Annotated in this window: 17 protein-coding genes; 3 read left to right on the forward strand and 14 right to left on the reverse strand. The window is 53.2% G+C overall.

The window, feature by feature from the left end; translation table 11 throughout:
• Window positions 1-103: 103 nt before the first annotated feature.
• A complete protein-coding gene (locus tag J2S20_RS09520) occupies window positions 104-790 on the reverse strand; it encodes a GntR family transcriptional regulator (protein WP_307255202.1) in 687 nt (228 codons plus the stop codon).
• Window positions 791-1,020: 230 nt separating this feature from the next.
• Here J2S20_RS09520 and J2S20_RS09525 point away from each other — a divergent pair, with 230 nt between their 5' ends.
• The 3 genes from J2S20_RS09525 to J2S20_RS09535 all read left to right on the forward strand — a co-directional run bounded on the left by J2S20_RS09525 (window position 1,021) and on the right by J2S20_RS09535 (window position 5,984).
• Window positions 1,021-1,983 carry a bifunctional 4-hydroxy-2-oxoglutarate aldolase/2-dehydro-3-deoxy-phosphogluconate aldolase gene (locus J2S20_RS09525; protein WP_106611462.1) on the forward strand — a complete coding sequence of 321 codons (963 nt, stop codon included), beginning with the start codon at window positions 1,021-1,023 and terminating at the stop codon, window positions 1,981-1,983.
• A 176-nt stretch (window positions 1,984-2,159) separates the two neighbouring features.
• Entirely contained in the window at window positions 2,160-3,152 is a 993-nt protein-coding gene (locus J2S20_RS09530) for a sugar kinase (protein WP_307255203.1), read from the forward strand.
• Window positions 3,153-3,221: 69 nt separating this feature from the next.
• Window positions 3,222-5,984, forward strand: a complete 2,763-nt coding sequence (locus tag J2S20_RS09535; protein ID WP_307255204.1) for a translation factor GTPase family protein — start codon at window positions 3,222-3,224, stop codon at window positions 5,982-5,984.
• Between the two features lie 121 nt (window positions 5,985-6,105).
• Here the strand turns inward: J2S20_RS09535 and J2S20_RS09540 are convergent, their stop codons facing one another.
• From J2S20_RS09540 to J2S20_RS09600, 13 genes are all read right to left on the reverse strand, one after another.
• Window positions 6,106-8,478 (reverse strand): xanthine dehydrogenase family protein molybdopterin-binding subunit, encoded by a 2,373-nt coding sequence (locus J2S20_RS09540; RefSeq protein WP_307255224.1) that lies wholly within the window; start codon window positions 8,476-8,478, stop codon window positions 6,106-6,108.
• Between the two features lie 19 nt (window positions 8,479-8,497).
• On the reverse strand, window positions 8,498-8,968 hold the full coding sequence (locus J2S20_RS09545) for a (2Fe-2S)-binding protein (protein WP_106611459.1): 471 nt from the start codon (window positions 8,966-8,968) through the stop codon (window positions 8,498-8,500).
• Window positions 8,965-9,855: an FAD binding domain-containing protein gene (locus tag J2S20_RS09550; protein WP_307255205.1), complete on the reverse strand. Its 891-nt coding sequence runs from the start codon at window positions 9,853-9,855 to the stop codon at window positions 8,965-8,967. Before J2S20_RS09550 ends, J2S20_RS09545 begins: the two co-directional genes overlap by 4 nt.
• 191 nt (window positions 9,856-10,046) lie before the next feature.
• Complete coding sequence (locus J2S20_RS09555) at window positions 10,047-11,297, reverse strand: VgrG-related protein (RefSeq protein ID WP_106611457.1); 1,251 nt, start codon at window positions 11,295-11,297, stop codon at window positions 10,047-10,049.
• Between the two features lie 15 nt (window positions 11,298-11,312).
• Window positions 11,313-12,077 carry a hypothetical protein gene (locus J2S20_RS09560; protein ID WP_307255206.1) on the reverse strand — a complete coding sequence of 255 codons (765 nt, stop codon included), beginning with the start codon at window positions 12,075-12,077 and terminating at the stop codon, window positions 11,313-11,315.
• Between the two features lie 29 nt (window positions 12,078-12,106).
• Window positions 12,107-16,012: a hypothetical protein gene (locus J2S20_RS09565; RefSeq protein WP_307255207.1), complete on the reverse strand. Its 3,906-nt coding sequence runs from the start codon at window positions 16,010-16,012 to the stop codon at window positions 12,107-12,109.
• A 71-nt stretch (window positions 16,013-16,083) separates the two neighbouring features.
• Window positions 16,084-16,428: an Mbov_0395 family pilin-like conjugal transfer protein gene (locus tag J2S20_RS09570; RefSeq protein ID WP_106611454.1), complete on the reverse strand. Its 345-nt coding sequence runs from the start codon at window positions 16,426-16,428 to the stop codon at window positions 16,084-16,086.
• A 29-nt stretch (window positions 16,429-16,457) separates the two neighbouring features.
• Complete coding sequence (locus J2S20_RS09575; protein WP_307255208.1) at window positions 16,458-17,705, reverse strand: hypothetical protein; 1,248 nt, start codon at window positions 17,703-17,705, stop codon at window positions 16,458-16,460.
• The gene (locus J2S20_RS09580) at window positions 17,705-17,989 is read right to left on the reverse strand and encodes a hypothetical protein (protein ID WP_307255209.1); all 285 of its coding nucleotides are present in this window, start codon (window positions 17,987-17,989) and stop codon (window positions 17,705-17,707) included. Before J2S20_RS09580 ends, J2S20_RS09575 begins: the two co-directional genes overlap by 1 nt.
• Entirely contained in the window at window positions 17,986-18,762 is a 777-nt protein-coding gene (locus J2S20_RS09585; protein WP_307255210.1) for a transporter substrate-binding domain-containing protein, read from the reverse strand. The genes J2S20_RS09580 and J2S20_RS09585 overlap by 4 nt, the downstream gene beginning before the upstream one ends.
• A gap of 10 nt (window positions 18,763-18,772) precedes the next feature.
• Window positions 18,773-21,493 (reverse strand): VirB4 family type IV secretion system protein, encoded by a 2,721-nt coding sequence (locus J2S20_RS09590; protein ID WP_307255211.1) that lies wholly within the window; start codon window positions 21,491-21,493, stop codon window positions 18,773-18,775.
• Entirely contained in the window at window positions 21,490-23,049 is a 1,560-nt protein-coding gene (locus J2S20_RS09595; RefSeq protein ID WP_307255212.1) for an Mbov_0396 family ICE element transmembrane protein, read from the reverse strand. The genes J2S20_RS09590 and J2S20_RS09595 overlap by 4 nt, the downstream gene beginning before the upstream one ends.
• Window positions 23,050-23,060: 11 nt before the next feature.
• Window positions 23,061-24,218: an Mbov_0396 family ICE element transmembrane protein gene (locus J2S20_RS09600; RefSeq protein WP_307255213.1), complete on the reverse strand. Its 1,158-nt coding sequence runs from the start codon at window positions 24,216-24,218 to the stop codon at window positions 23,061-23,063.
• Between the last annotated feature and the right edge of the window lie 4 nt (window positions 24,219-24,222).

Raw genomic sequence — 24,222 nt, forward strand, 5'->3', positions numbered from 1 at the left:
GCCCTCATTCCTTCGGGCGCTTTTTTGCTCATCCCTGTTGCCCTGCGAGATAGGCTTGCAGTCCTCCGTGCAAGCACGGGGTCTGCGCCTGCCTCGCAGGAGCTTATGCACTGAAGTAGTCCGGGAATCTCTCGCGGACTTTATGCTCTGCCACACGGAAGCGGCTCAGGTGAAGCTGCATCAGCTCCCGCGCTCTGCCGGCATCTCCCGCGGCCACCGCCTCCACAATATCTTCATGGTCCTGAATCACATTTTTGATATTCACATCTTCCAGTGTCAGATTCCGCACACGGTCGAAATGGATCGACAGACTGCCTATCATTGTATAAACCTGCGGCTTTCTGGCAATCTCAAAAAGCTTCGCATGAAAGCTGTCATCCAGACTCAGAAAGCGCTCACTGGTCACTCCCATATTTTCGTAGCTCCGCTGCCGCGCTACATTTTCCCGCAATGCCGCGAGATCCTCCGGGCTGGCAAGCCCGCAGCAAAGCTCCGCCACCGCGCACTCCAGGACATTCCGCATGAAGCGGGCCTCCTCAACAAGCTCGTAGTCGATACGCGCGATCGCACTGCCCTTCTGTGGCCATATCTCCACAATCTTCACCTTGGAAAGCTCAATCAGCGCCTCCCGCACCGGAGTTCTGCTGAGCCCCAGCTGCGCTGCCAGCTCATTTTCACTGACCATGCTTCCCGGCTTCAGCTCCAGCCCGATAATATTTTCTCTCAGAGTTCTGAGAGCGTAGTCTCTCCCTGTCTCGCGTACATAGCGCTCCGGTATTGAAAGTGTCATTTCCTCTCCCGTCTGGTCTTTCCTATTGTTGTTTTCATTCTAACATTGCTGTTTTTTTCAGTCACTGGTATACAAGCACAAAAAACGGCTCTGCTTTTCAGCTATATTTTCTTATTTTTCTATCTTGCCTTCTAGTATACCAGTGCTAGAATAATGGTAAGCGCTTTCAATTCAATTGCTATTCTCAATTCAATCAAATGAAGTAAGGACTTAGGAAAAGGAGACTCCATATGAATGACATCATCAAACAGCTCTATCAGATCGGTATCGTACCTGTCGTCGCAATTGATGACCCGAAGAAAGCGGTTCCGCTCGCCAAGGCACTGGTAAAGGGCGGACTTCCAACAGCTGAAATTACCTTCCGCACTGCTGCGGCAGAGGAGGCGATCAGGGCAATTGTCGCCGAGGTTCCGGAAATGCTGGTCGGCGCAGGCACTGTGCTCACCAGAGAGCAGGCAGATCGCGCAATTGCTGCCGGTGCACGTTTTATCGTGAGCCCGGGATTTAATCCGGAAATCACAAAATATGTCCTCTCCAAGGGCGTCGCCATGTGTCCGGGTACCGCAACCGCCGGTGAGATGGAACAGGCAATGGCACTCGGTCTGGACGCGGTGAAATTCTTCCCCGCAGAGCAGAATGGCGGCGTGGAGAAGCTGAAAGCCCTGGCCGGCCCCTACAGAAATCTCATGTGGATGCCCACAGGCGGTGTCAACACCAAGAACATGCTGAACTACCTGAGCTTTGACCAGATCTTTGCCTGCGGCGGCACCTGGATGGTCAAGAAGGATATGATCGAAAATGAACAGTGGGACAAGATCACCGCAATCTGCCAGGACGCAGTAAAGACCATGCTCGACTTAAAAATCAAGCATCTCGGCATCAACTGTGAGAACGCCGAAGAGGCAGAGCGCACTGCAAAGCTCCTCTGCGCAGCCTTCGGCTTTGCCTGCAATGATACAGATGTCTCCATCTTTACCGATACCGCACTCGAAGTCATGAAGTTCAAGGGACGCGGAACGAACGGTCATGTGGCGATCGCCTGCAGCAATGTGGATCGCGCGGAGTATCACCTCGGACTTCAGGGTGTCAGCTTCGATGAATCCAGCAGAAAAACAGATGCCAAGGGTCGTACCACCTTCCTCTATCTTCAGGATGAAATCGGCGGCTTTGCCTTCCATCTGACCAGAAATTAATTTTCTGGGCTCACTTTCACCCGCATCGGAGCTCTCTCCGCTGCGGTTACCATTCCTCCACAGAAGGCAGGTCGAAAGACCTGCCTTCTGCATACCAACGCTCCCGCACATTTGCGGAGATGAAAGGAAGCTATATGAGACACGACTCCGAAAAAAGAGCTTTTGATCTGCTTACCATGGGCGAAATCATGCTGCGCCTCTCTCCTCCGCGGCACACACGTCTCTCAGACAGCGAAATTTTTGAAAAGCACGCCGGTGGGGCAGAACTGAACGTGGCAGCCGGCGTATCACAGCTCGGGCTTCGCAGCGCAATTCTGACCAAGCTGCCCGACACAGCACTCGGCTCCTATTTAAAAAACCGAATCCGCTTCATGGGCGTCTCCGATGACTACCTGATCTATGACCACAGCCCGGAAGCCCGGCTCGGCCTCTACTATTACGAGGGAGGCGCCTACCCCCGAAAGCCTTCTGTCATCTATGACAGACAAAACAGCTCTATCAATCGCCTCTCTGTCGAAGAGCTTCCGGAGGACATATGGACCGCAGCACGAATGTTTCATACCACAGGCATTACCCTGGCTCTCTCTCCTGCACTGCGGCGCATCACACTTGATGCTGTGCGGCGCTTTCATGCACATGGCACCTTCATCTCCTTCGATGTGAATTACCGCGCAAATCTCTGGTCTGAAGAAGAAGCCCGGGAAACCATACGCGAGATTCTGCCTCTGGTCGACGTTCTCTTTATCTCCGAGGAGACCAGCCGCCGCATGTTCCAAAAAACCGGTGAGCTGAAAGACATCATGAAATCCTTTGCGGAAGAATTTGATATCCGCATCATTGCCAGCACGCAGCGCACTGTCTACAGTCCTCGCGTTCATGACTTCAGCTCTGTCGTTTACGACGCTGCAGAGGCTCAATTCCACACAGAGTCCCCCTATCGCAATATTGATGTCATTGATCGCATCGGTTCAGGAGATGCTTTTGTTGCAGGAGCGCTCTTTGGTCTGATAAAATATAAAAGCGCAGAGAGAGCCATGCAATTCGGTAACGCGATCTCAAGCTTCAAGGACACCGTACCCGGCGATCTGATCAGCACCAGCTTTGATGAAATATCTTCCATCATTCGACAGCACCAGGGAAATGGCAGCAATTCTGAGATGAATCGTTGAGCATTTCTCGCATGCTGATATAGTTTGAGTCTCTTATCCGCGGCAAAAAACATAAAATCGGAGTCAGCCATGAATTCAGCACAGCCCACAGAAAAACGCCTTACCATTGGAATCCTCGCACACGTTGACGCAGGAAAAACAACCCTGTCTGAGGCGCTGCTCTACACAGCGGGAGCGCTACGAAAAGCGGGACGCGTCGATCACGGAGACGCCTTTCTGGACAACGACGAGCAGGAGCGCCGTCGCGGCATCACCATCTTTTCCAAGCAGGCTGTATTCCGACATGGGAACTGCCTCTTCACACTGCTCGACACGCCGGGTCACGTTGACTTTTCTGCCGAGACCGAGCGCACACTTCAGGTGCTGGATGCAGCCATACTGGTTATCAGCGCTCCGGACGGCGTGCAGAACCACACTCTGACCCTCTGGCGTCTCTTAAAGAGCTACCGCATCCCCGTAATTCTCTTCATCAACAAGATGGATCAGCCCGGCACGAATCGCACACGGGTGCTGGAACAGCTGAAGAATACGCTGAAGGCAGGTTTTCTGGATTTTGGCGCCCCTCTTGACAGCAGCGAGATGCAGGAGGAGCTGGCACTCCTTGATGAAGCGCTCATGGAGCGCTATCTGGAGCAGGGCACAGCTGTATCGGAGGCTGAGATCCGCCTGCTGATTCAGCGCAGGCAGCTCTTCCCCTGCTGGTTCGGCTCTGCACTGAAACTCATCGGTATCGAAGCTTTTTTAGATGGACTGAGCCGTTTTCTCACAGAGCCCGACCATCCGGCCAACTTCGGCGCGCGGGTGTTCAAGATATCTCATGACGAGCAGGGCGCGCGCCTCTGCTGGCTGAAAGTCACGGGCGGAACACTCCCGGTGAAGGCAAAAATCCCCGGCACGGAGGACAAGGCCGATCAGCTGCGCCTCTATTCCGGAAACCGCTTCACTTTACTCAGAGAGGCTCCCGCCGGCACTGTACTCGCCGTAACAGGGCTGAACAGCTTCCGCGCGGGGGATGGCCTCGGCTTCGAGCACGCCGCCACTCTCCCTCTCCTCTCTCCCGTTCTGAGCTACCGCATCGTCCTGCCGGAAGGCTGCGACAGCACGGAAATGCTGCCAAAATTCCGCTCGCTCGAGGAGGAGGAACCTGCACTCCATCTGCTCTGGGATGAGCACAGCCGGGAGATACGCCTTCAGCTCATGGGAGAGGTGCAGACGGAGATTCTGAAGACTCTCGTCGCGCGGCGCTATGGTATTTCCATTGACTTTGACGAGGCTGCAATCGCCTATCGCGAGACGATTGCAGCTCCTGTCGAGGGCGTGGGACACTTTGAGCCGCTCCGCCACTACGCGGAGGTGCATCTCCTCATGGAACCGGGAGAGCCCGGCAGCGGACTCAGCTTCCACAGCGCCGTCCGCACGGATCAGCTCGCACGAAACTGGCAGCAGCTCATACTCACACATCTTGAAGAGAAGGCGCATCCCGGCGTGCTGACCGGCTCAGCAATCACAGACATGAAGATCACGCTTGCCGCCGGAAGAGCACACGAAAAACACACGGAGGGTGGTGATTTCCGTCAGGCCACCTACCGCGCCGTGCGAAACGGACTGATGCACGCGGACAATGTTCTTCTTGAGCCGTGGTACAGCTTTACGCTTCGCGTTCCGCAGCAGGCTGTCGGAAGAGCTCTCTCTGATCTTGACCGCATGCAGGCAGAATTCTCGATCGGAGAGGGGGAGAATGCCACTGCCCAGGATTCCTCCATGGACAACACAGTCATCACGGGACGTCTTCCCGTGGCGGAGTGCCTGAACTACGCAGACACGCTCCGCGGCTATACCCGCGGACAGGGGCAGCTGGAGCTGCGCTTTCTCGGCTACTTTCCCTGCCACAATGCAGAGGAGGTCATCGCTGCAAAGGGCTACAGCCCGATGCAGGACAGTCAGAATCCCGCGGACTCCGTCTTCTGCTCGCACGGCGTCAGCAGCATTATTCCCTGGGATCAGGTGCGAAACTACATGCATCTCCCCTCCATACTCAAGACAGCGCCGGATCAGTCCTCCGGGGATGATGCTCCCGGCGCGCCAAAGTATCCCCAAACACAGGAGCATCGCGAGGATCGCTTTCTCTCCATTGAGGAAATCGATGCCATCATAGACCGTACCTTCTTCGCGAATCGCCGGAACAAAAATAAGCGCCTCCCTTACGGGAAGCGCCGCCGCTACGCAGAGCGCAGCCATTCAGACTATAAAGGGACGGCTCCCTCCACAGCGGCAGCAGACAGTCCGGCCAAGGGAGCCGCAACGCAGCCTGACCGCCAGAAAGCAGCTATAGCGCGGCAGGAATATCTCCTAGTCGACGGCTACAACATCATCTTTGCCTGGGAGGAGCTCGCCGCACTGGCCAGACAGAACATAGACAGCGCGCGTCTTGCACTGCTGGATATACTCTCGGACTATCAGGGCTATCGCGGGACAGAGCTCATCGTCGTTTTTGACGCCTATCGCGTTCAGGGACATCCGGAGGAAAGCATCGACTGGCTGAACCTGCATCTTGTCTACACAAAAACCGCGCAGACCGCCGACAACTATATTGAAAAATTTGCGCAGGCTCACGCCAGAAAAGACCGTGTGATCGTCGCGACCTCCGACGGCATGGAGCAGATTATTGTGCGCAGTGCAGGCAGCGAGCTGCTCTCTGCCGCAGAACTCCGGGAGGACATACTCCGGCTCCAGGAGCAGGGAGAGACACAGTATATGACCCGCTCCGAAGCACCAAAAAACCGTCCGATGGCAGAGACTCTGAATCAGCTGAGGAACGGAGGCACAGAGTGAGCACCATAACTTGCAGCAGCTGACAACACGCCGCATAGAAACAGTCTCAACATCGCAATATGATCGCTGTCGCGATTCGCACTGCGCCCTGCACGTAAGCGGCTCACATAGAAAAGAGAAGTTATACTCCGCTCTTCTCTGCCGCCCAAGCGACTGCCTCCGGCGTGATGGGCAGCTCTGTGAAACGTCCACCCACCGCGTTATGTACCGCATGCGCAATCGCCGAAAGCGGCGTGTTCAGCACCACCTCGCCGATCGACTTTGCGCCGAAGGGGCCAGTCTCCTCATAGCTCGATTCAAAGGCCACATTGATGTGACCAAAGTCCACTCTCGTCGGAATCTTGTACTCCATCAGGGAATTTTCACGCATGCGCCCGTTTCGGTCATAGCTCACATTTTCCATCAGCGCCATTCCTATGCCCTGCAGCAGTCCGCCCTCCGCCTGTACTCTTGCGAGGTTCTGGTTCAGCGGCGTCCCGCAGTCCACGCAGGCGTCAAACTCAAGGAGCTTCACCTCCCCGGTTTCCGGATCCACAGAGACCTCCGCCGCACCGGCCATAAAAGGCGGCGGCGAAATTGCAGAGCTGTTGGAAACCGTCACCTCAAGACTTTGATTATTAAAGAGCATACTCTCGGCGGCGAGTTCAAAAAGCGAGAGTTCTGTCCGCTCCGGCGTTTCATCGCGCGGCTTCGCCTTCTCGGGATCCAGATATACCCGCTTCCCGTCAAAGCTCAGCTCCTCCTTCAAAAGATGCAGTTTCATCGCGGCAAATTCGAGTATTTTCTCCCTGAGCTGCAGTGCACAGCGCTCCACTGCCTTTCCCGTGACATAAGCGGTGCTGGATGCATAAGAGCCCGAATCATAGGGCGAGCTGTCCGTATCCACTGCCGCCGTCACGATCTGATCCGGGGTACAGTCCAGGACCTCCGCTGCGATCTGTGCCATGGTGGTATCGCAGCCGGTTCCCATATCTGCCGCGCCGATGCGCAGGACATAAAAGCCCGACTCGTTCAGCTTCAGGGTTGCGCTGCCGACATCCACGCCTGCGATTCCGGAGCCCTGCATGGATATCCCCACTCCGACGGCGCGTATCGTTCCGTCCGGCATTCTGCGCATGGGGTATTTCTGCTCCCAGCCAATCATTTCCCGCACCCGGCTCAGGCAGCGATCCAGCGCACAGCTTGTCAGCACCATTTCCTTATCGTAGGCGGGCATGCGATCCCCCTCATGGACAATATTCATCTCCCTGAGACGAATCGGATCCATATCAAGGCGCTCTGCCAGCTCATTGACACAGGACTCCACGGCAAACTGTCCCTGCGGTGCACCGTAGCCGCGATAAGCTCCCGCCGACATTACATTCGTGTATACCACATCGAATGCAAAGCGATAGGCGTCAAGCTTCGCATAGAGCGGAATAGACTTATGCCCGGAGAGTCCCACAGTTGTCGGGCCGTGCTCTCCATAGGCACCTGTATTGGACAGCGTGTACAGATCGATCGCCCGTATTTTCCCTGTCCTGTCCGCACCGAGACGACAGTGTACTTCCATCTCGTGGCGGGGACTCGACGCAATCTGTGACTCCTCCCGGCTGAATATAATCATGCTCGGCTTCCCTGTCTTCCAGGTGACAAAGGCCGGATAGATCTCAGAAATAGCAGACTGCTTTGCCCCAAAGCCACCGCCGATTCGCGGCTTTGTGACGCGCACCATGGACTTCGGAATCCCGAGTGCATTCGCCACAATGCGGCGACAGTGAAATATGATCTGTGTCGAGCTTACTACGTTCAGGCGCCCCATCGGATCAAGTGTACAGAAGGTCCGGAAGGTCTCCATCATCGCCTGCTGACAGGCCTTTGTGTGGAAGGTCCGGTCAATCACAATATCGCAGTCCCTCAGTACCTGCTCCACATCTCCCTCGCCGCTGCTCTCGCTCGCGCAGAGATTGCGCTGGTTATCCGCTCCGCAGGGGATCTGGGCGACCCAGGTCTCCTCCGGGTGCACCAGCACGGGACTGTCCTTCGCTTCATGCGGATCAAAGACCGCCGGAAGTATATCATACTGCACCTTGATGAGCCGCAGCGCCCGGTTCACACAGCGCTCATCCGTTCCCGCCACGATCGCCACGGTATCTCCCGAAAAGCGAACGTGACGGTCTATAATCACGCGATCGCAGGGACTGAGCTCCGGATAGGTCTGTCCCGCGAGCGTGAAGCGCGGCATATCCTGGGGAACATCCTCCCAGGTATAGATCGCCTCTATCCCCGGAACCTTCCGCGCGAGCTCCGTATGGATCTCACGGACTATCGCATTGGCGTGCGGCGAGCGCAGGAGCTTCACCACAAGGCAATTTGCCGGTGCGATATCTTCCGTGTACACCGGCTGTCCGGTGACCAGCTGCATCGCATCCTTTTTCCGTATGGGGCGGCTGACAGACTGAAGCTCTCTGCCCTGTGCATCCGTGTAGCGCCTCGTCTCACAGAGCTTCTTCATCCCCGTCCTCTCTCCTCTCTCACTCATTTCGCCCTCCGTTCTGCTTCCACTGAAGAAAAGCGAGGATTCCACGGAGCTGCCCCTCATAGCCCGAACAGCGGCAGAGATTGCCCGCGAGATACTCGCGAATTTCTCTCTCCGACGGATATGGATTCTCGCGGAACAGAGCCAGTGCATTCATAATAAAGCCCGGATTACAAAAGCCACACTGCTCCGCTCCCTGATCTGCGATGAAGGCGCCAAACTCTGCGGCCTCCTCCTTCAGTCCCTCGAGTGTCGTGACGGCTCTCCCCTCTGCCCGCGCCGCGAGCACAGAACAGGAGAGCACCGGGCGTCCGTCGAGAAACACCGTACATAAGCCGCAGTTCGAGGTCTCACAGCCACGCTTCACGCTGAGCGCCCCCTCTGCCCGCACATAGTCGATCAGCAGAGTATCGGGACGCACGTCCCGGGAGACCGGCTTTCCGTTTAAATATATAGATACGATCATTCTGTGCCTCCCTGCCTCAGGGGAAGACCGGCCGCCTTCCGCAGCACCCGCCCGGTGAGCACCCTGACAAGCCGCTTCCTGTATGCTGCGCTTCCCCTCAGATTACTGCCTGTTGCGATCTGTTCAGAGACATAGAGGGAAAATGCCTCCGCCTCCGTTATGAAGCGCTCTGCCGCCTTACGATCCTCCGACAGCTGTTTGAGAGCGCTCGCTGTGAACTGTCCTTCTCCCGCCGTGAGAAGCACTGCGCGCTGCGGCCGCGCGCCAACTGCAAGTCGCAGAGACAGTCCCGCGGCTCTTCCATCATTACCCGCGCTCTCCTTTGCATCCTTAAGTACCGCAGCGACGTTCAGCACCGGAAAATCTGTCTTCGTATTCCGGACGCTGAGATATGCAAAGTGCCCCGCTCTCTTTGGCAGTATAATCTTCTCCAGTATATCCCGCTCCGCCTTTCTCTCAAGGAAATCGCAGAGCGTCATGCGTCCGCCCCGGTACAGCACGAGCTCCGCGCCGAGCGCCGTAAACACAGTGAGCACATCAGAAAAGCCGTAGCGCCCCCAGACGCTGCCGCCGACCGTCGCCAGATTCCGGAACTGCACACCGACGATCTGACACAGTGCGTCGCGCAGCATATTATCAAAGCAAGCATTCAGCTCCGCAGAGAGCTCCAGCTGCCGCAGCGTTACCATGCAGCCAATGTGGAATTCCTTCTCATACTCCTCAATTCTGTCGAGGCCGAGATCGGAGAGATCAATCGCGGTATCTACGCTCCCTCTTCCCATTTTCAGCCACATCATCCCGCCAATCACACGGTTCGCCTTTTTCTGATTCAGCGTCCAGGCCTCCTCAAGGCTGGTCGCTCTCCTGTAATTCTTTATCTCAAACATTGTCCCCTCCGGCAGCAGCCGAGCCAGATCCCGATTGTCATTACCCGTATCACTTTAGGGTATGCGCTGCAGTTTTGCAAGAGTAAGATACTGCTTTCCCGACACTTCCTGGCTAAAGTTGCAGAGGAGCCGTCCCTTATGCAAGGGATGGCTCCTCCGTACCGTAAATCCGGCTCCGTCATTTTGCAAGTTCAGAAGGGGCTTCCATGCCATTCGACTCCGCCCCCGTAGACGCACTCTGAACCGACATTGATCTCTGCCGAATAGAGCGCCATCGCCATCCTCGGCTCTGCATACAGGTACCTCGCTGTTGTACCCTTTCGCACAGAGCCCACTCTCTGTTCCGCAAGCTGTGTATTCCGCAATCTGTAGATTCCTTCAAGGAGCTCCGTGTCTGACAGAGACGGCTTCAGCTGAGAAACAAAAAGCTCCGCCTGAGGTCCGCAGTTGACATTGATCGACAGCAACGCCGCAGAGACGGCGATATTCCTGCTCTCCAGCGCAAATCCGGCGGCATTCAGACGTCTGCTGAAATCATCCCAATAGCACTGTCTTACAAATTCCAGCTGATCCTCGACTGCCTGATGATAGTTTTGGAACATTGCATGCTTAAATACATGGATAATGCCCTCATGGGAGATCAGCTCCGGATCTCCCCGTCGAAATGCCAGATATGCAGAAAAACCTCCCCACAGCTCCGGATGCTTTCTGCTGGCAAACTCCATAAAGGGAATCAGGTCGTAGCGGTAATCCATCTGACAAAGACCATAGGCACGTCCCCTGTCTCCCGTCACATTGTTCACGATATTCCTCCCGCCGGAGGTTTCGCCTGCAATTGTCAGCATGTAGAACTCAACCGGCATCCCGCCTGCATACTGACCGCACAATTCGCCTTTTTCTGAAGCCGCAGCTGTGGGCAGGAAGTGAAATACCCGGTTCGTGTGTACTTCTCTGCTGCGTTCCCGTCTGGCTTCATAAATCGCCTCTATCGCCCTTAGCTCTTTCCTGTCCTCCTCATCCTTCTTCTTTTTTTCCGCAGCGGTCAGTGCAGCTCCTGTGAAGACTCCCCCTTCTCCGAATGCCTCTGCCGTCCCTGCATAAACTCCGTTCCGATCCACCAGAAAGCCATCCGGCGTCACCCTGTCTCGGAGAAGCCGCCCTCTGCTGTCGAAATAATACCATCTGAGTGTATTGTCTTTCTGATCCTCAATCAGCTTCCAGCCGACACTCAGCTCTCGCTTTTCAAGGTAATAGCGGCTGCCTCTCTGATTGATCCATCCAGATTTCGGCATCCCCTCACGGTCAAAATAGTACACGGAGCCATCCTCTTTTTCCACAAAACCGTGAATTTCCCCCGCCATGCTGTTGACAGAACAGGAAACGGAAAAAAACAGACTGTGCAGAAAAATGCAGAACAGCGCCACCGTTTTTTTGAATTTCATTTTGCCTCTGGTTTCTTATCGTGCCTCTCTGATCAGATACTTTCCCGCTCCGTTTTCCGCCTGATAGAGTATTTCCGCATCTCCGATCCTTACCCACTTCCCGGGCTTCAGTCCATAGCTGTTATTCCCTTCCCAGCTGGAATAGACGGCATTCGTGACCTTCTCTCCCGCTCTGCTGATGACGTGCAGAAGCAGACGCATAATCTGATAGTCATATTCTGATGTTCCCGGCATCTGATTTACCTCGCCGATCCTGCGCACCGGGTCCCGACTCAAATGTGTTTTCAGAACGAGTGTATAGCCGCTGATATCCGGATTTTTCATGAGCATCAGCACCTCTCTCCTCCGGTCCTTCTTTCTGGTGGAAACCACCACGGCATCTTCATAAACTGCCAGCTCCCGTCTGTCTCTGATTCTTCTGAGCTCATCAGAAGCACTGTTCAGCTTATCCAGAAAGAGCTCAAAGTGATCGGCTCTTTCTGCCTCCAGGAAATAATTCTTTCCCTCAAGCCTTGCGCCAAGAATACTGACTTCATCCGTCCAGATCCCCTGATCGTCCAGATAGTAGCCCTCAGGGCTCAGGGCGTCCTGAAGTCTCACCCCTCCCTCCTCAAAATACCAGTTCCTCTGACTTTCCTGCTTCCATTCTCCCGCGAAGGCTGCTCCTGCCGGAAGCACTGCCAGCAGCAACAGCACCATGGCGGCAGTCAGCCCTCCTCCGCGTATTCTCTTATTTCCATGCCGCCTGTCCCGGCTGTTACTTTGTTCTTTCCTTTCCATAGCTCCTTCTGACCTTTTCCCTGTTTGCTTTACTCGCGTTCAGCTTCTCTCTCCTGAAACACACTCTTTTTCTGCGCTTCCTTCAGATCCTTTTCGTGAAACTCCTTTTCCAACTCGGCGGAAGGGTTCAAGAGCAGCAGTATCCTGTTCAGATTCTTATGAAAAAGTACCCGTTCTTCATCACTCACATCAATATAGCTGCGATCTGAGTTCTTCTTTGTCCCGCTTTGAATGGCGTACAGCTCTGCAAGCTCTGAAAGTATATCTCTGTAATAGCCGCTTCTTTGCAGCTCCCGTACAGATTCTCTCACGGCAGGACTTCCGTCTCCTACCGGCCGCAGCGCCTGTTTTTCCTGCTTTCCCTCTATCTCCTTAATCTTTTTTCTGCTCTTCTCCAGCGCTTCCTCCGAGTCCTCTGCATAGAGCTTCCTGCTTTCCGGTGCTTTCAGGCTGTACTCCTGAAAGCGTCTCCGCCGGTCGCCATGCATCTGCTCAAAAATACTTCTTCTCAGCATGAGCTCCACCAGAAGCCGCTCCAGCTCACGAACATTTCCGGCCTTATCCAGCCTTCCGTAAACTGTTCTCCAATAGCCTGCGTGCTCGGGCATAGCCGCCTCCGCCCGAATCACAGAATAAGCGCCTGTAAGCTGAAGAAACTCTTTCATGCCTCTTGCCTGTTCTGCCTCTTCCTTCCGCAAAAGGCGCAGCCTCCCAAGCGCCTGAGCAGAAATCGCAGCATCATGCCGGAGCCCCATTATATTCAATATTTTTTGCAGCTCCTCCTGTGCCTCCTCATCTGTCCCTTCAAACAGAATCCGTGCCGCCTCATCTCTCTGCTTTTCGGGGGCGCTTGCCTGATCCAGAGGTATGATTTTTTCTGTCACGTTTCCGCTTGTCTCATCCCGGAGGCTCTCAATCTGCGTCTTATAACGTCTCTCCCGCATCCCGTCGCGAAGAAACAGGAGATAATTCTCCGCAAGTTCCATATTGCGGATCTGCTCCATATTGTTCATATCAATTTCATAGCACTTTGCCCGGACGATATCCCGCTGGTCATAAGTGTATTTTTCATTGCGGTACCCCACCGCAATATATTTTCCCGGCGCTGCATGCTGCCCTCTCTGCTCAAAGCAGCGATAGTAGGTTCCGGGCAGCACGCGGTAGGATATTCCGGAGTCCATATTGCAGATGCTCAGACCGTCCCGCAGAGCAGAAACCAGCAGCTCATGGTCAGATATCAGCGTGAGGCTTTCTCCCGACAGCACGACCCTCTCCGTTGGTTTTTTCTCTTCCTTTCGGATACTCTGTATGCTGTAGCCGCTTCTTCTCGTCAACTCTTCCAGAGGGTAATATTTCGCCTGCTCCCTGTCTTTCTCCTGCCCTTGCCGCCCTCTGTAGAGCTTCAGCCCTTCATCTGTCAGAAGATAAATAATCTCTGTCGCCTGTGAGACCGGAGCACTGCTCCCGGAGAGCGCCGTCTCCTCTCTGCTCTGCAGCCTGGTGCCAAAATAAAGCATGCCGGCATCCACAGCTCTGCCCGGTATGGCCTGATCCTCAAGAATGAGCTTGCTTCCATTGTAGTAACGGATTTTGCTTCCGGCCGGTTCTGTGCTGTAATAAATCGCGCCAAATGCCGCAGAGGGTGACAGTGCTTCATTGCTTTTTACCGATTCCACCCAGTAAAAATATGTATTCTCCGGCCACTGCACCCGATATTTCGTAGGTACGGTCACCTTCTCCGTCACCACTGTCACCACATCCTCGGCATCCTCTTCCAGCTCATCCTCGGAAAGGCTGTCTTCCTCCTCCTGCTCTACCGTCCGTTGCATATTCGGAAACAGTCCCTCTGCATTGGTCGAAAACCCCTCAAAGCTGTAATCCGGCTGAAATGCCTCTTCTCCTCTGTAGCTGAAGCTTCTGCTGAACTCTCTTGTCTCCACAGGCACAAGCTTTGGTTCCAGCAGCTGAAAGCTCTCCGGCATCCCCTGCTTCCGTTCCGAGGAGCGCCAGACTCCCAGCATTCCGTCCGTGTAAATTTCCGCATAACGATTGAAATACTGCTTTGCACTGTCAACGCTTCTTTTATATCCGTACAGCAGAGGCACCGGATAGCCGCAGCGCTGGTACCATTCCTGTGTCAGCGGCGCTCCGTTCTCATCTGCCGCCCGCAGAGGATTTTCATTCTGAGACAGCTCAGGCTGCCATCTCCCCGGCTGTATCGGCGGAACATAGAGATATCCGGCTCCTGTCATACCGGGAGACGCTGCCTGAATCAGCTCCGTATCCCCTTTTCCCATCAGCGCCAGTGCTTTCTTGGCCGCTGAATATGCCACCTCCCGCTCTTCCCGGTCAATGCTGTAAATCAGGGACTTCGCCTGCCCGAAATCCCTGTAAAAGCTGTGATAGAGCTCATAGCTGTCCTCCCGGCTGCTCTCTCCGCCTTCCCGGAAAAAAGCGCCGATATCGTTTCGCCTCATAAACACAGGCTCTGTATCCAGCACCAGCTTCAGAATGTCCGTCGTGCTCTGCCGGTCCGCACCCTCGCTCTCACCGGGATATGTCAGCCGCAAATCACAGGCGTTGGTATAGCCGGCCAGCTGCAACGAAAATTCCGGATTTTCTGTCTGAAATATCCCATACTCATCCGGCACTTTCTGTGCCTTGATTCGATTCAGCTCTGTTTGCTCCACTGCCTGTTCTGCCTCTCTGTGATTTTGAAACTCGACATTATCCACGGACTGAAACAGCGCAAGCTGCTGTTTTTCATTTTGCAGCTCAGAGACAAACTGTACAGCCGGATGGCTCCCTCCGATATTGATATTGAACGCTGTAATAATCACATTCAGCGCCTTCGCCTCGGATGAAGCCGCATCCTCCTTTTCATCATCCCGGATACTGTCATATCTGGAAAATGCGTCCTTATCTCCTCCCTCAGCGGGCTGCAAATCTATTGTCACGCTGGCGTACAGATATCCAAGTCCATCCATAGCCACATCTGTCACTGCATAGCTGTAACTGTCCGGCTTTCCTCCCTCTCTGAGCACAATCCTTCCGATTTCCTGTGAAAGCACCTGTCCGTAATCATGTGAATAGCAGAGATTTCCGTCTGCGCGATATACATAGGCAATCATGCGGTGAAAGATCATATATTCCGCCGAATTTTCCAGCCGTCTGGCTATCAGAGTTGTCTCGCCCCCTCTGTCCTTCCCGATTCTCTCTATCAGGCTGCTGAATACCTTGTATCTCCGGGTTTCCGGATGGTAGGACATGAGCACTGTAACCTTGCTTTCGGCATGCTCCTGCCCCTCTCCCCCCTTTCCGGCGCTCTCTCCTCTCAGTACCTGCTCGCCGCTCAGGCTTTCTTCGACAGTGCGGCCTCCCTCATCCCCGGCAGGTTCTACCGCTGAGCTGTCCGCCTGTATCTTCTCTCTTCGCGGGATCGGCGCCTCCCCCTCTGCAGGAAGCTCCCCGGCTCCATCCGATACAAGTCCGGCTCCGGGCTTCCGGTCTCCTCTGTAACGCTTGGAATATGCATAGATAAACTCACCGCTCTCTGTGTGATCCAGCAGTTTAAACTGCAAAATATCTTCTATGCGAACTTCCGCCCCCCACTCCTCTCTTCGATCCGGCAGAATAAAAAAGGCATTCCTGCCTTCCGTATCATACTTTGCCATATCGCTGTAACGAATATTCCCCATGCCGTCAAATTTCGGATACAGTTTCGGAAGCTCCGGAACTGCCGGAGGCTGAAAGGCTTCCAGATGCACATTCCCCCGCAGAAAAGTATTGCCGCAGGCACTGGAAAACAGACTGACCATGGCAAGCATTACGCTCACTGCCGCCCTTCCCGCTCGAAGCTCCAATCTCCTTTTCACTGTCTGCACCACCTTTCCTGTCTCCCGCAAAACCTCATCGGCTATTTTGTCTCTGCACATCTCAGATGCTGTTTAACACTATGGGCTGCGGAGTTCTCTGCCGCAGCCCATAGCTGTGTTCTCTCTTTATCTTACTTGGAACCATTCGTAAGATTAGAAAAATTAGTGGATTTGACATAGCTGTCCATCCACTTGGTCAGCGGGTCAACCATCACCGAAATTGCCACAATCAGAACAAAGATCAGCACGAAGCCCACAATGGCGTTCTTTAATGCCTGCTTGGCCTTTTCTCTCTCCTGCGGCTCCTCCGCCTTTGCAAGCTTGGCCCCCAGAAAAATACAGTAAATCGTTCCGATTGATGCTACAATTGCAATCAGAGGTCCACGCATCATCAGCACCAGAGCTACGATCGGCTCTGCCGCACTCTTAAATACATTTGTTCCACCGGTCGCTGTCAGTAATACATTTGTCAACATATCTTTTCCTCCAATAAATAAAATGTGTATTATAAAACCCTCATGTGCCTTTTCCAGTAAACTGCAACCATTACGCAGCCTACCAGCAGCAGCAGCAGCGGAATTACAATCAATGCCGGGGTGAAAAGCTTCACCGTTTTCTGCATTAAAAACCGATATTCTCTTTGATTTCCGTAGCGGTCGCTCACCAGAAGCCGATAGCTTCCGTTCTGTGAGATGTTTCCGCCCGTAGCGACAACACGCTGATAATTCTTAAAAATATGTATTTCTGCATCTGTCTCCTCACAGCTGAAGTGCAGGTTTTTCCGGACTGTGCCGCTGTAAATATCCTCGGAAAAGTGCAGCTCCGGCGGTGTGGTGTCTCTCATGAATTCCACCGTGTACAGGTGCGGCGCCTCGCCCTCGGAAAGCGGAGACTTGAGAAACTCCACACGATATTCCCCGTCTCCGCGGAGCTCCTGCACCGTAGCGCCCGACAGCTCCTGCCTCTCGCCATTCAGCGTACAGCTGTGAAATATAAAACCAAGAGGGGCGCTGATGCTGTCATATTGTACTGCTTTGTCTCTTTGGAAAAGGCGAAATACAATATCCTCTTTATAGCTCTCCTCTCCCTCGAATCCAAGCTCATTGCTCCGCACGCCGATCTCATAGCTGCCATATTCCCGGAAGACCATGCTTTCCTCCGGCACTGTCAGTTCTCCGTCTCTGCGGGCAGAATACAGATTGACTCCCTGGCCGAGGATCAGCCTGATCTGGTTCGAGCTCCACCCGCCCACGGGAACCGATGTGTCAAAATACCTTCCTGAGCGGAAGCTGTAACGATACATTCCGCGTTCCGGAAGATATTCCGGAATCATCTCCGGGTTTTCCACCAGCCGGATCTCCGCCCGGCCCCCCGCTCCTATGTCTGCATAGTTGTTTTCAATCTGAAAGCGATAGATGCCGAAATCTTCCGGTGTACCCTGCGTCTCCCTGAAGACCCTCAGCTCATAGACTCCGTTTTCCGTAATGGCCATGCCGTTCTGAAAGACCGCCGCCTCTCCATCCCTGTAGAGCTGTGCTTGCAGCCCCTGATCCAGAGTGATGACACCGACGGACATGGTCTCTCCATTTTTTCCATTTGCGCTGAAGCCGCCAATGCCCGGAATCTCAAAACGATATCCGTTTCCCACATCCTCCGCCACCTCTGTACTCGGCAGCACAGCCGCGCATACCGGAAGCTGTATGACTGCACAGAGCAGCATGGACGAAAGAAACAGTCCGCACAATCGACGCATCACAGGCTGCGATGCGGTGTCTGCATCGCTTTTTCACGTTTCTTCATCTGCGTTCTCATACGAACCGAAGTGTGCTCGCGGCTTTTCCCCGAAACAGCCAGTTCCTGACGCTCCAGCTCTTTAAGGCTGATTTTTCTTCGGTACACGTTTTTCACCTCGCGCACTTTCTGCTCCGCCGCTTCCGGGACAAATCCTTTCTGCTCCCGTCTTTCCCGTTCCGCTCGAAGCTCCTTCATCTCCCGCTCCCACAGTGCCCTGTTCTTCGGACTGTCAAAATATCTCATGTTCCATCCCCCGTCGGCCGTGCCTGCCAATCCAGATAATGCTCGATGGTTTCGTTCAATTTCATCCCCAGAACCTCATTTCCCTTGTTCAGCACATATACATAGCCCTCCTTGGGTGTATTCAGGATCTCCTGTACCTGTACCTCATATTTTCCATTCCGCAGCATTTCCAGCGCTTCACGCTCTGTGAGTATCCCCGCACGGATCAGATTTTCTCCAAGATCTCCCGGCATGCGCTGAATATCCTCATATTCCTTTATCATCAGCCGATCCTGGAACGCAATTTCTGCCAGTCGCTTCACCTGTCCGGAAACGCCGACGCTCTGCCCCTCCAATCCCGCAAGATTGTCAATATAGCAGTACCTGGGAAGCAGCAGAAAGTAGCCGCCCTTTCCGTAGTTTCTCGTGGAGATGTAGCGCTCTGCACGCTCTGCTTCCTCCGAAAATCTGCCCGCCGCGAAATCAATCTTCTTCTCATCGAGGAATTTGAGCAGCATTTCCTGATCCTCTGCCTCTACAAATCGCAACTCAAGCTCCAAGTCATCTGCCAGCTTTCTCGCAATTTCCGCCTCTATCCCCGAAAATCCTCCATCCTTTTTCTCCGCAAAGCGATCGCCCCCGTCAATAATCCCCACAGTCAGAACACCTGATGTGACCTGTGCAGGAAGCTCCGCTTTTTCTTCCCCTTTGCTCCCCCGTGTACAGCCTGCAAGCCAGAACAAAGCAAGCCCCACTGTGAGAGCCGCCGCCACTCCTCTGAATGCTTTTTTCATCTGCCTCCTCCTACATGGTAAACAGCTCTTCAATGCCGTTCCCTGCCTGTATTTCCACATTGCTTCGCTCTGTAGGTGTGGTAATTACAAACGCCTTCCCCCGCCCTGCATTCACGATATCCTCCTGCTCCGACTCATTGATCGCGCCGGCATTTTCGTAGAGCTTCACCAAATCCTGCATGTCGTTCGGCGCCAGAGCAAAGATGAAGGAGTACTGAGACGCGTTGATGATTGCCGTCGACTTCCGCGCAAGCTCCTCTGTTCCTACAAAGTCTTTAATATTCTGCGTGATTACCACCTGCATGCCGTTATATTTTCGGATGCGCTTTGCCAGCTGAAACATGAAATCAAGCGCTATGGGATATTTCTGATCTATGAATACATGCGCCTCATCAATCACAATGACTATTTTTCTGCTCGCATGATACCGGATATTATAATCGCGGTTCTTGATGATCTCGTTATCCAGCCATTTCAGCACCAGAAGCATCTGGGCATTGGCAATGGTATTATTTTTATTCGCAAGCAGCGACTGAAAATCAAACACCACAAAATTCTCCTTTGTGGAGATGCTGGCTTTTCCATTCCAGAGCGTGCTGTCTCTTCCTCCGCTGGCAAATTTTGATATATAATTCAGCAGTATCCGCAGATTGTTCTTGCTGTATTCTCCGCTTGTCAGCTGAAAGTCATTCAGAATCTTGTCATATAAATCATCAAAGGTTGGGTAATCTTCCGGCAGCAGAACCGACAGATCTGCATCGTTGTCTATTCCTTTCTCCTCATACATGCGAATGGTGATATTATTCAGATATTCCAGCGCATCCGGGCTGATCCCGGGAAGGATCTGTTTGTAAAATTCTTCTAAAAACTGCAAATGTGTCGTGAAGCTGTTCATCTTCGCAGCCTTCTCTCCCAGCTCAGCATCCTTCTCATCATCCGAGAGCCCGGTAATGATATGGAACGGATTCAGTCTTCCCTGCTTTGCGGAACCGACATCTATCACCTTTCCGTTCAGCTCTTTTGCCATTCTGCTGTACTCATTCTCCGGATCCAGAATAAAGATCCTTGAATTTTCTGCCGCGAGCTGTGCCAGTATGCTCTTGGTGGCATAGGATTTTCCGGAACCGGATTTTCCTATAATGACAGTGTTACTGTTGACTCTCTCTTTGTCACGCTGGAAGAAATTTATAAACACCGGCACGCCGCCGGAATGTCCGATAAAAATTCCGCCTTCATCATAAAGGCTCTTATAGACATATGGAAATGCCGCCGCCACAGACCCGGAATGAATGCCCCGCTGGTATCTCTGAAACGCATCGTAGCCGGAGAGCTGTGCGGAGCTGTAGCCCTCAAACTGTTGCAGCAGAAGATCCGTTACCTTGAAACCTCCCTCCGACATCTCTCTCCGGATAGTCTTTTTAAAGGGTGAGCGATACTTCAGCCTTCCGCCTGCCCTGGCCATCTGCTCCGAGTACTCATAGTCGTTAACCTGCACGAAGGTGTTGACATTGAACAGCACTTCATTCTCCCCCTGTAAAAGTGAGAGCACCTCTGACAGGGTATCCACATGTGTATCCAGCTCCATCATCCGGGAGGTTTTCCCTGTATTGCTCCGCTGTTCCCTGAGCTCATCAATCGAGCGGTCGATCTGCCGAATCGCCTTGTAGCGTTCCACCGGCGTCATCTTTACGACGACCTTGGTTCCCAGGCGGTTCATGAAGCCTGCGCCCCAGGCATTGCCCACCAGAAGCGGATAGTCTCTGACACGCAGCGTGTGTGTGATCAGATCATCGTATTTTACAGTTCTGGACCTCATCTCTATCCGTTTCGGAAGAATCCAGTCCAGATATTCCTCCGGTGTCAGGCTCTCTGCCTCACGCTCATCAAAGCCGCTGCCATAGTTATATCTCAGGAAAACCACGAGTTCCTTCTCCTTGAGGAGCCTGCTCTGCATCCCGTTCGCCTCAAACATGGAAATGGCGGTAAGCGCCTGCTCCCGGATCAGATCCCGATCCTTATCAATGAACATGAGATAATGCATGGGGCGGTATATCTTTTCCTTGAAATTCATGGCATTGATCTGAGCGATCCGGTCATTTACGATGCCCACCCGGACGGTCAGCTCCTCCTCGGAAATCATCCCGTTCAGATAAGCCTCCTTCAGCTCCTCCGCCTTCTGACGCTCGGCAGCTACAAGCTCATCATAAATAAACGGTCGATCCAGCTTGACAAGGTCGATAGTCTCCCCCATTGCAGCCATGCGGAGAATGGCTCCCAGACAGCGATCAATCAGCGCATTCTGCCTGGCCTCGCTGAAAAACCGAAATTCTACAGAGGGGATCTGAATTACGGTCGCATAATACTGTGTGCCGTATTCAATATAAATGTCCCGGATGCCGGTAAAGGGCGTGATGTTCTCGATGGTAAAGGCAGCGGTCTTTTTCCTGTCTCCGCTCTCCCCTGCGCCGTCCCGCTTCTTAAACACCTTCTGCCTGCCAAGATATTTCAGAACATAATAGAGCATCAGATAGCCCTTATCATCCTCGATCGGCATAATGAGCAGCACCGTAATCAGAGAAATAATCAACGCCGGTACAAAGGCAAAGGGGATATTGGAAACCAGAAAGGAGATGCTGAGCCCGAAGCCCATCGCTCCTACCAGAACATCCGGCAGCTCTATTCCCTTGAAAAGCTCCATTCTTACTTTGGTTCGTTTTGGTATGATTCTCATACGGAATTTCTCCGCTCCTTTGCTGTACTGCTGCGGGGTTCTCCCGCAGATCTTTCGCCGATATGGCCTCCGCGCACTCTCCCGTCAAATCTTCCGCCGCTGCTGCCACTCACCGCAGGACCTCCGTCAAAGCGCTGCCCTGTCTGCATTCCATGCTCTGCCGTGTGTGTGTCTGTCTGCCGCGCCGCTGTGCTCTGCTTCTTCCCGGAGTATCCGCGAAAAGCCGAACCCGCCGCCCGCATCGCGCTTCTTCCGACATAAGCGCCCGCACCGCTCAGCATGCTTTGTGTCACCATACCGGTTTCCATCTCCCGCATGCCTGCCGCCTGGCTCATGAGACTGGTCATCGTCGAGCCGGCCTTCAGGATGGCAAAGGCTCCCCCGGCAATAAAAAGCAGCTTAATCAGATAATCTCCCTCCGCGGAGGTCTTTCCGAAAATCACGTTCCCGCTCATGACATAGGGGCATAGAATCAGGTATATCTGCATGGCAATGACCATACCGTAGCCCGAAAAAATCTTTCCCACAAACAGATCCTGCCAGCCTCTTAGCTTTTCTCCGTCGTCCAGAGGCATCATGGCGACAAAAAACGGAGACACAATAAACAGCAGCAGGACTTCAAAGATTCTTGTCATAAATTTGCACAATGCTACCCCAAGGACAATGACAAAGAACAGGCCCATTCCATAACCGATCAGATAATCAATTTTTGACAGCTTGAAGTATGGCTCCACATCACTCTTTTTTGTCGGATCCAGCAGCCCGCGGTAAAACTTTCCTCTGTTCCCGCTGAGAATGCTGATTGCCTCCGCACTGCTGTCTTCTTTATTCAGATCGGATAAATTTCTGTCCGGAGTGCCCGGCTTTGCCGCGTCCAATGAGCTTATGACAAACAGAATATTGGAAATCCGGATATCCGCCTTCTCATTTCCGCCGATCTCCTGTATTACGCTGTACTGATTTGCCACCTTGACTGCATTCAGCACCGCTCCGCCAAGCAACAGGACGAACAGGCAGCTGAACTGAATCAGCAAAAAGCGGAATACCGCCTCAGCCGTAGATTTCATAACTCTGGAAACATTCCTGTGCCGCTCTCCGTCCATATCCACACTTGCCCTTGCCACAGCAAGCACGGAGAGTGTCAGGCAGAGAAAAATGCTGAAAATAAGAATAATCAGAAATGCCTTCTGCACCGCAGGCTGTCGGAACAGCGCCATAAGGAGCGTGGCTCTGTAACTCCCGCCATTTGCCTGCTGTACCGTTACCTCCTTCACGCCGCTGAAAAAATCAAAGGCATTCTGCATGGAATTGATCAGCACCAGAAGATCCGCAAAAATGGAGTAAAGGACGCCGCTCAAAACCTCGAGAATCAGTTTGATGGTTCCTTCGATAATCGGCCACAGCACAGCCTGCAGCAGCGGCCCCAGTACATTGTTGAAGATCCAGCTCAGCACAGTTTCCAGCAAACCCGAAATAAAATTCAGAACCGGGGAGAGTATTTTATCAAATATCCAGTTGAAAATCGCAGAAAAAAGTCCCATGTATGCGTATTCCATGTCTCATCCCCCTATCTTCCCAGATTTGCCAGACGCCATCTTGCTCTCCGCAGTGTATTGGTAATAAAGCCCCCGCCCTGCGTCATCGCCTCCGCCTCCGGTGCGAACAGCTGCAGCATCAGAGTTCTGGAGCGGTACACCGCCCAGGCTCCCCCCAGAATGATAAACAGCCTGAGGCAGACATCCATGAGCTGATTTCCCGTGTCAAAGCGTATCGCATTTCCGCTTACAATCATCGGAACCACCATGAGATACAGCTCCATCACGATCATAGGTCCGTAGGCTGAAAGGAAAGTGCCTACAAACAGCTCCTTCCAGCGCCGGAATTTCTGCCCCTCGTCCAGAGGAATAAAGGCCACAAAAAACGGGCTGATCAGATACAGAAACAGAATAACAAACAGCCTCTGAATGAACTGGATGATACAGATCAGAAAAATCAGCGCCATGAGTATGCTGCTCACAAAGGCAAAGGTGAAATTGATATTTTTTATATTAAAACTGCTTCTCAGCAGCTCAATATTCTCATAATGCTGTCCCGCAGAAAACATACGAACTGCCTCTGCATTATTCGCCGCCGGCTCTGCCACTGTAATGAACAGCGAGTCTGAGACTGCCTGACCGGTATTTCTGCCGAACGCAAGGTCTATAACCGACGGAACATACTTGACGGTCTGAAGAATAAATACCAGCGTAAACGGAATAATCATAAAGGTGAAGCTTGCCTTCATACTCCGGCGCAGCACCTCACTGATGGGATGCTTGTTCTCCATCACCATATCATGCATGGAGCGAACAACCATAACAATGGTTGTCAGAAGACAGACCACCACACAGATCATAGTAAGCAGCAGGAAAAAATACTGTATGCTTCCGAGCTCCAGAAACACCTCCAGCAGATTTCTTTCTCTTGAGACATCCGGCACAGCTCTGAGTTTGACTGTGCTGTAGCCGGAAAAGATGTCAAATATCTGCTGAAGGAAATAAACAAGCTTCAGGAGAATCACCCACGCTCTGATCAGAAAATTTGAAAACGCCTCACTGATCAGTTTGCCCAGCGTGGCAATCAAAATATGTGCTACATCTCTCAGGACGGGAGCCAGCACTGTATCGAATACTTTTGACAGCATGTCCGTCAGCACTGACAGGAATGAAAGCTCTGCAAATTCCATTTTT

It is taken from the genome of Moryella indoligenes (assembly GCF_030812885.1).
Classification (GTDB): Bacteria; Bacillota; Clostridia; order Lachnospirales; family Lachnospiraceae; genus Moryella; species Moryella indoligenes.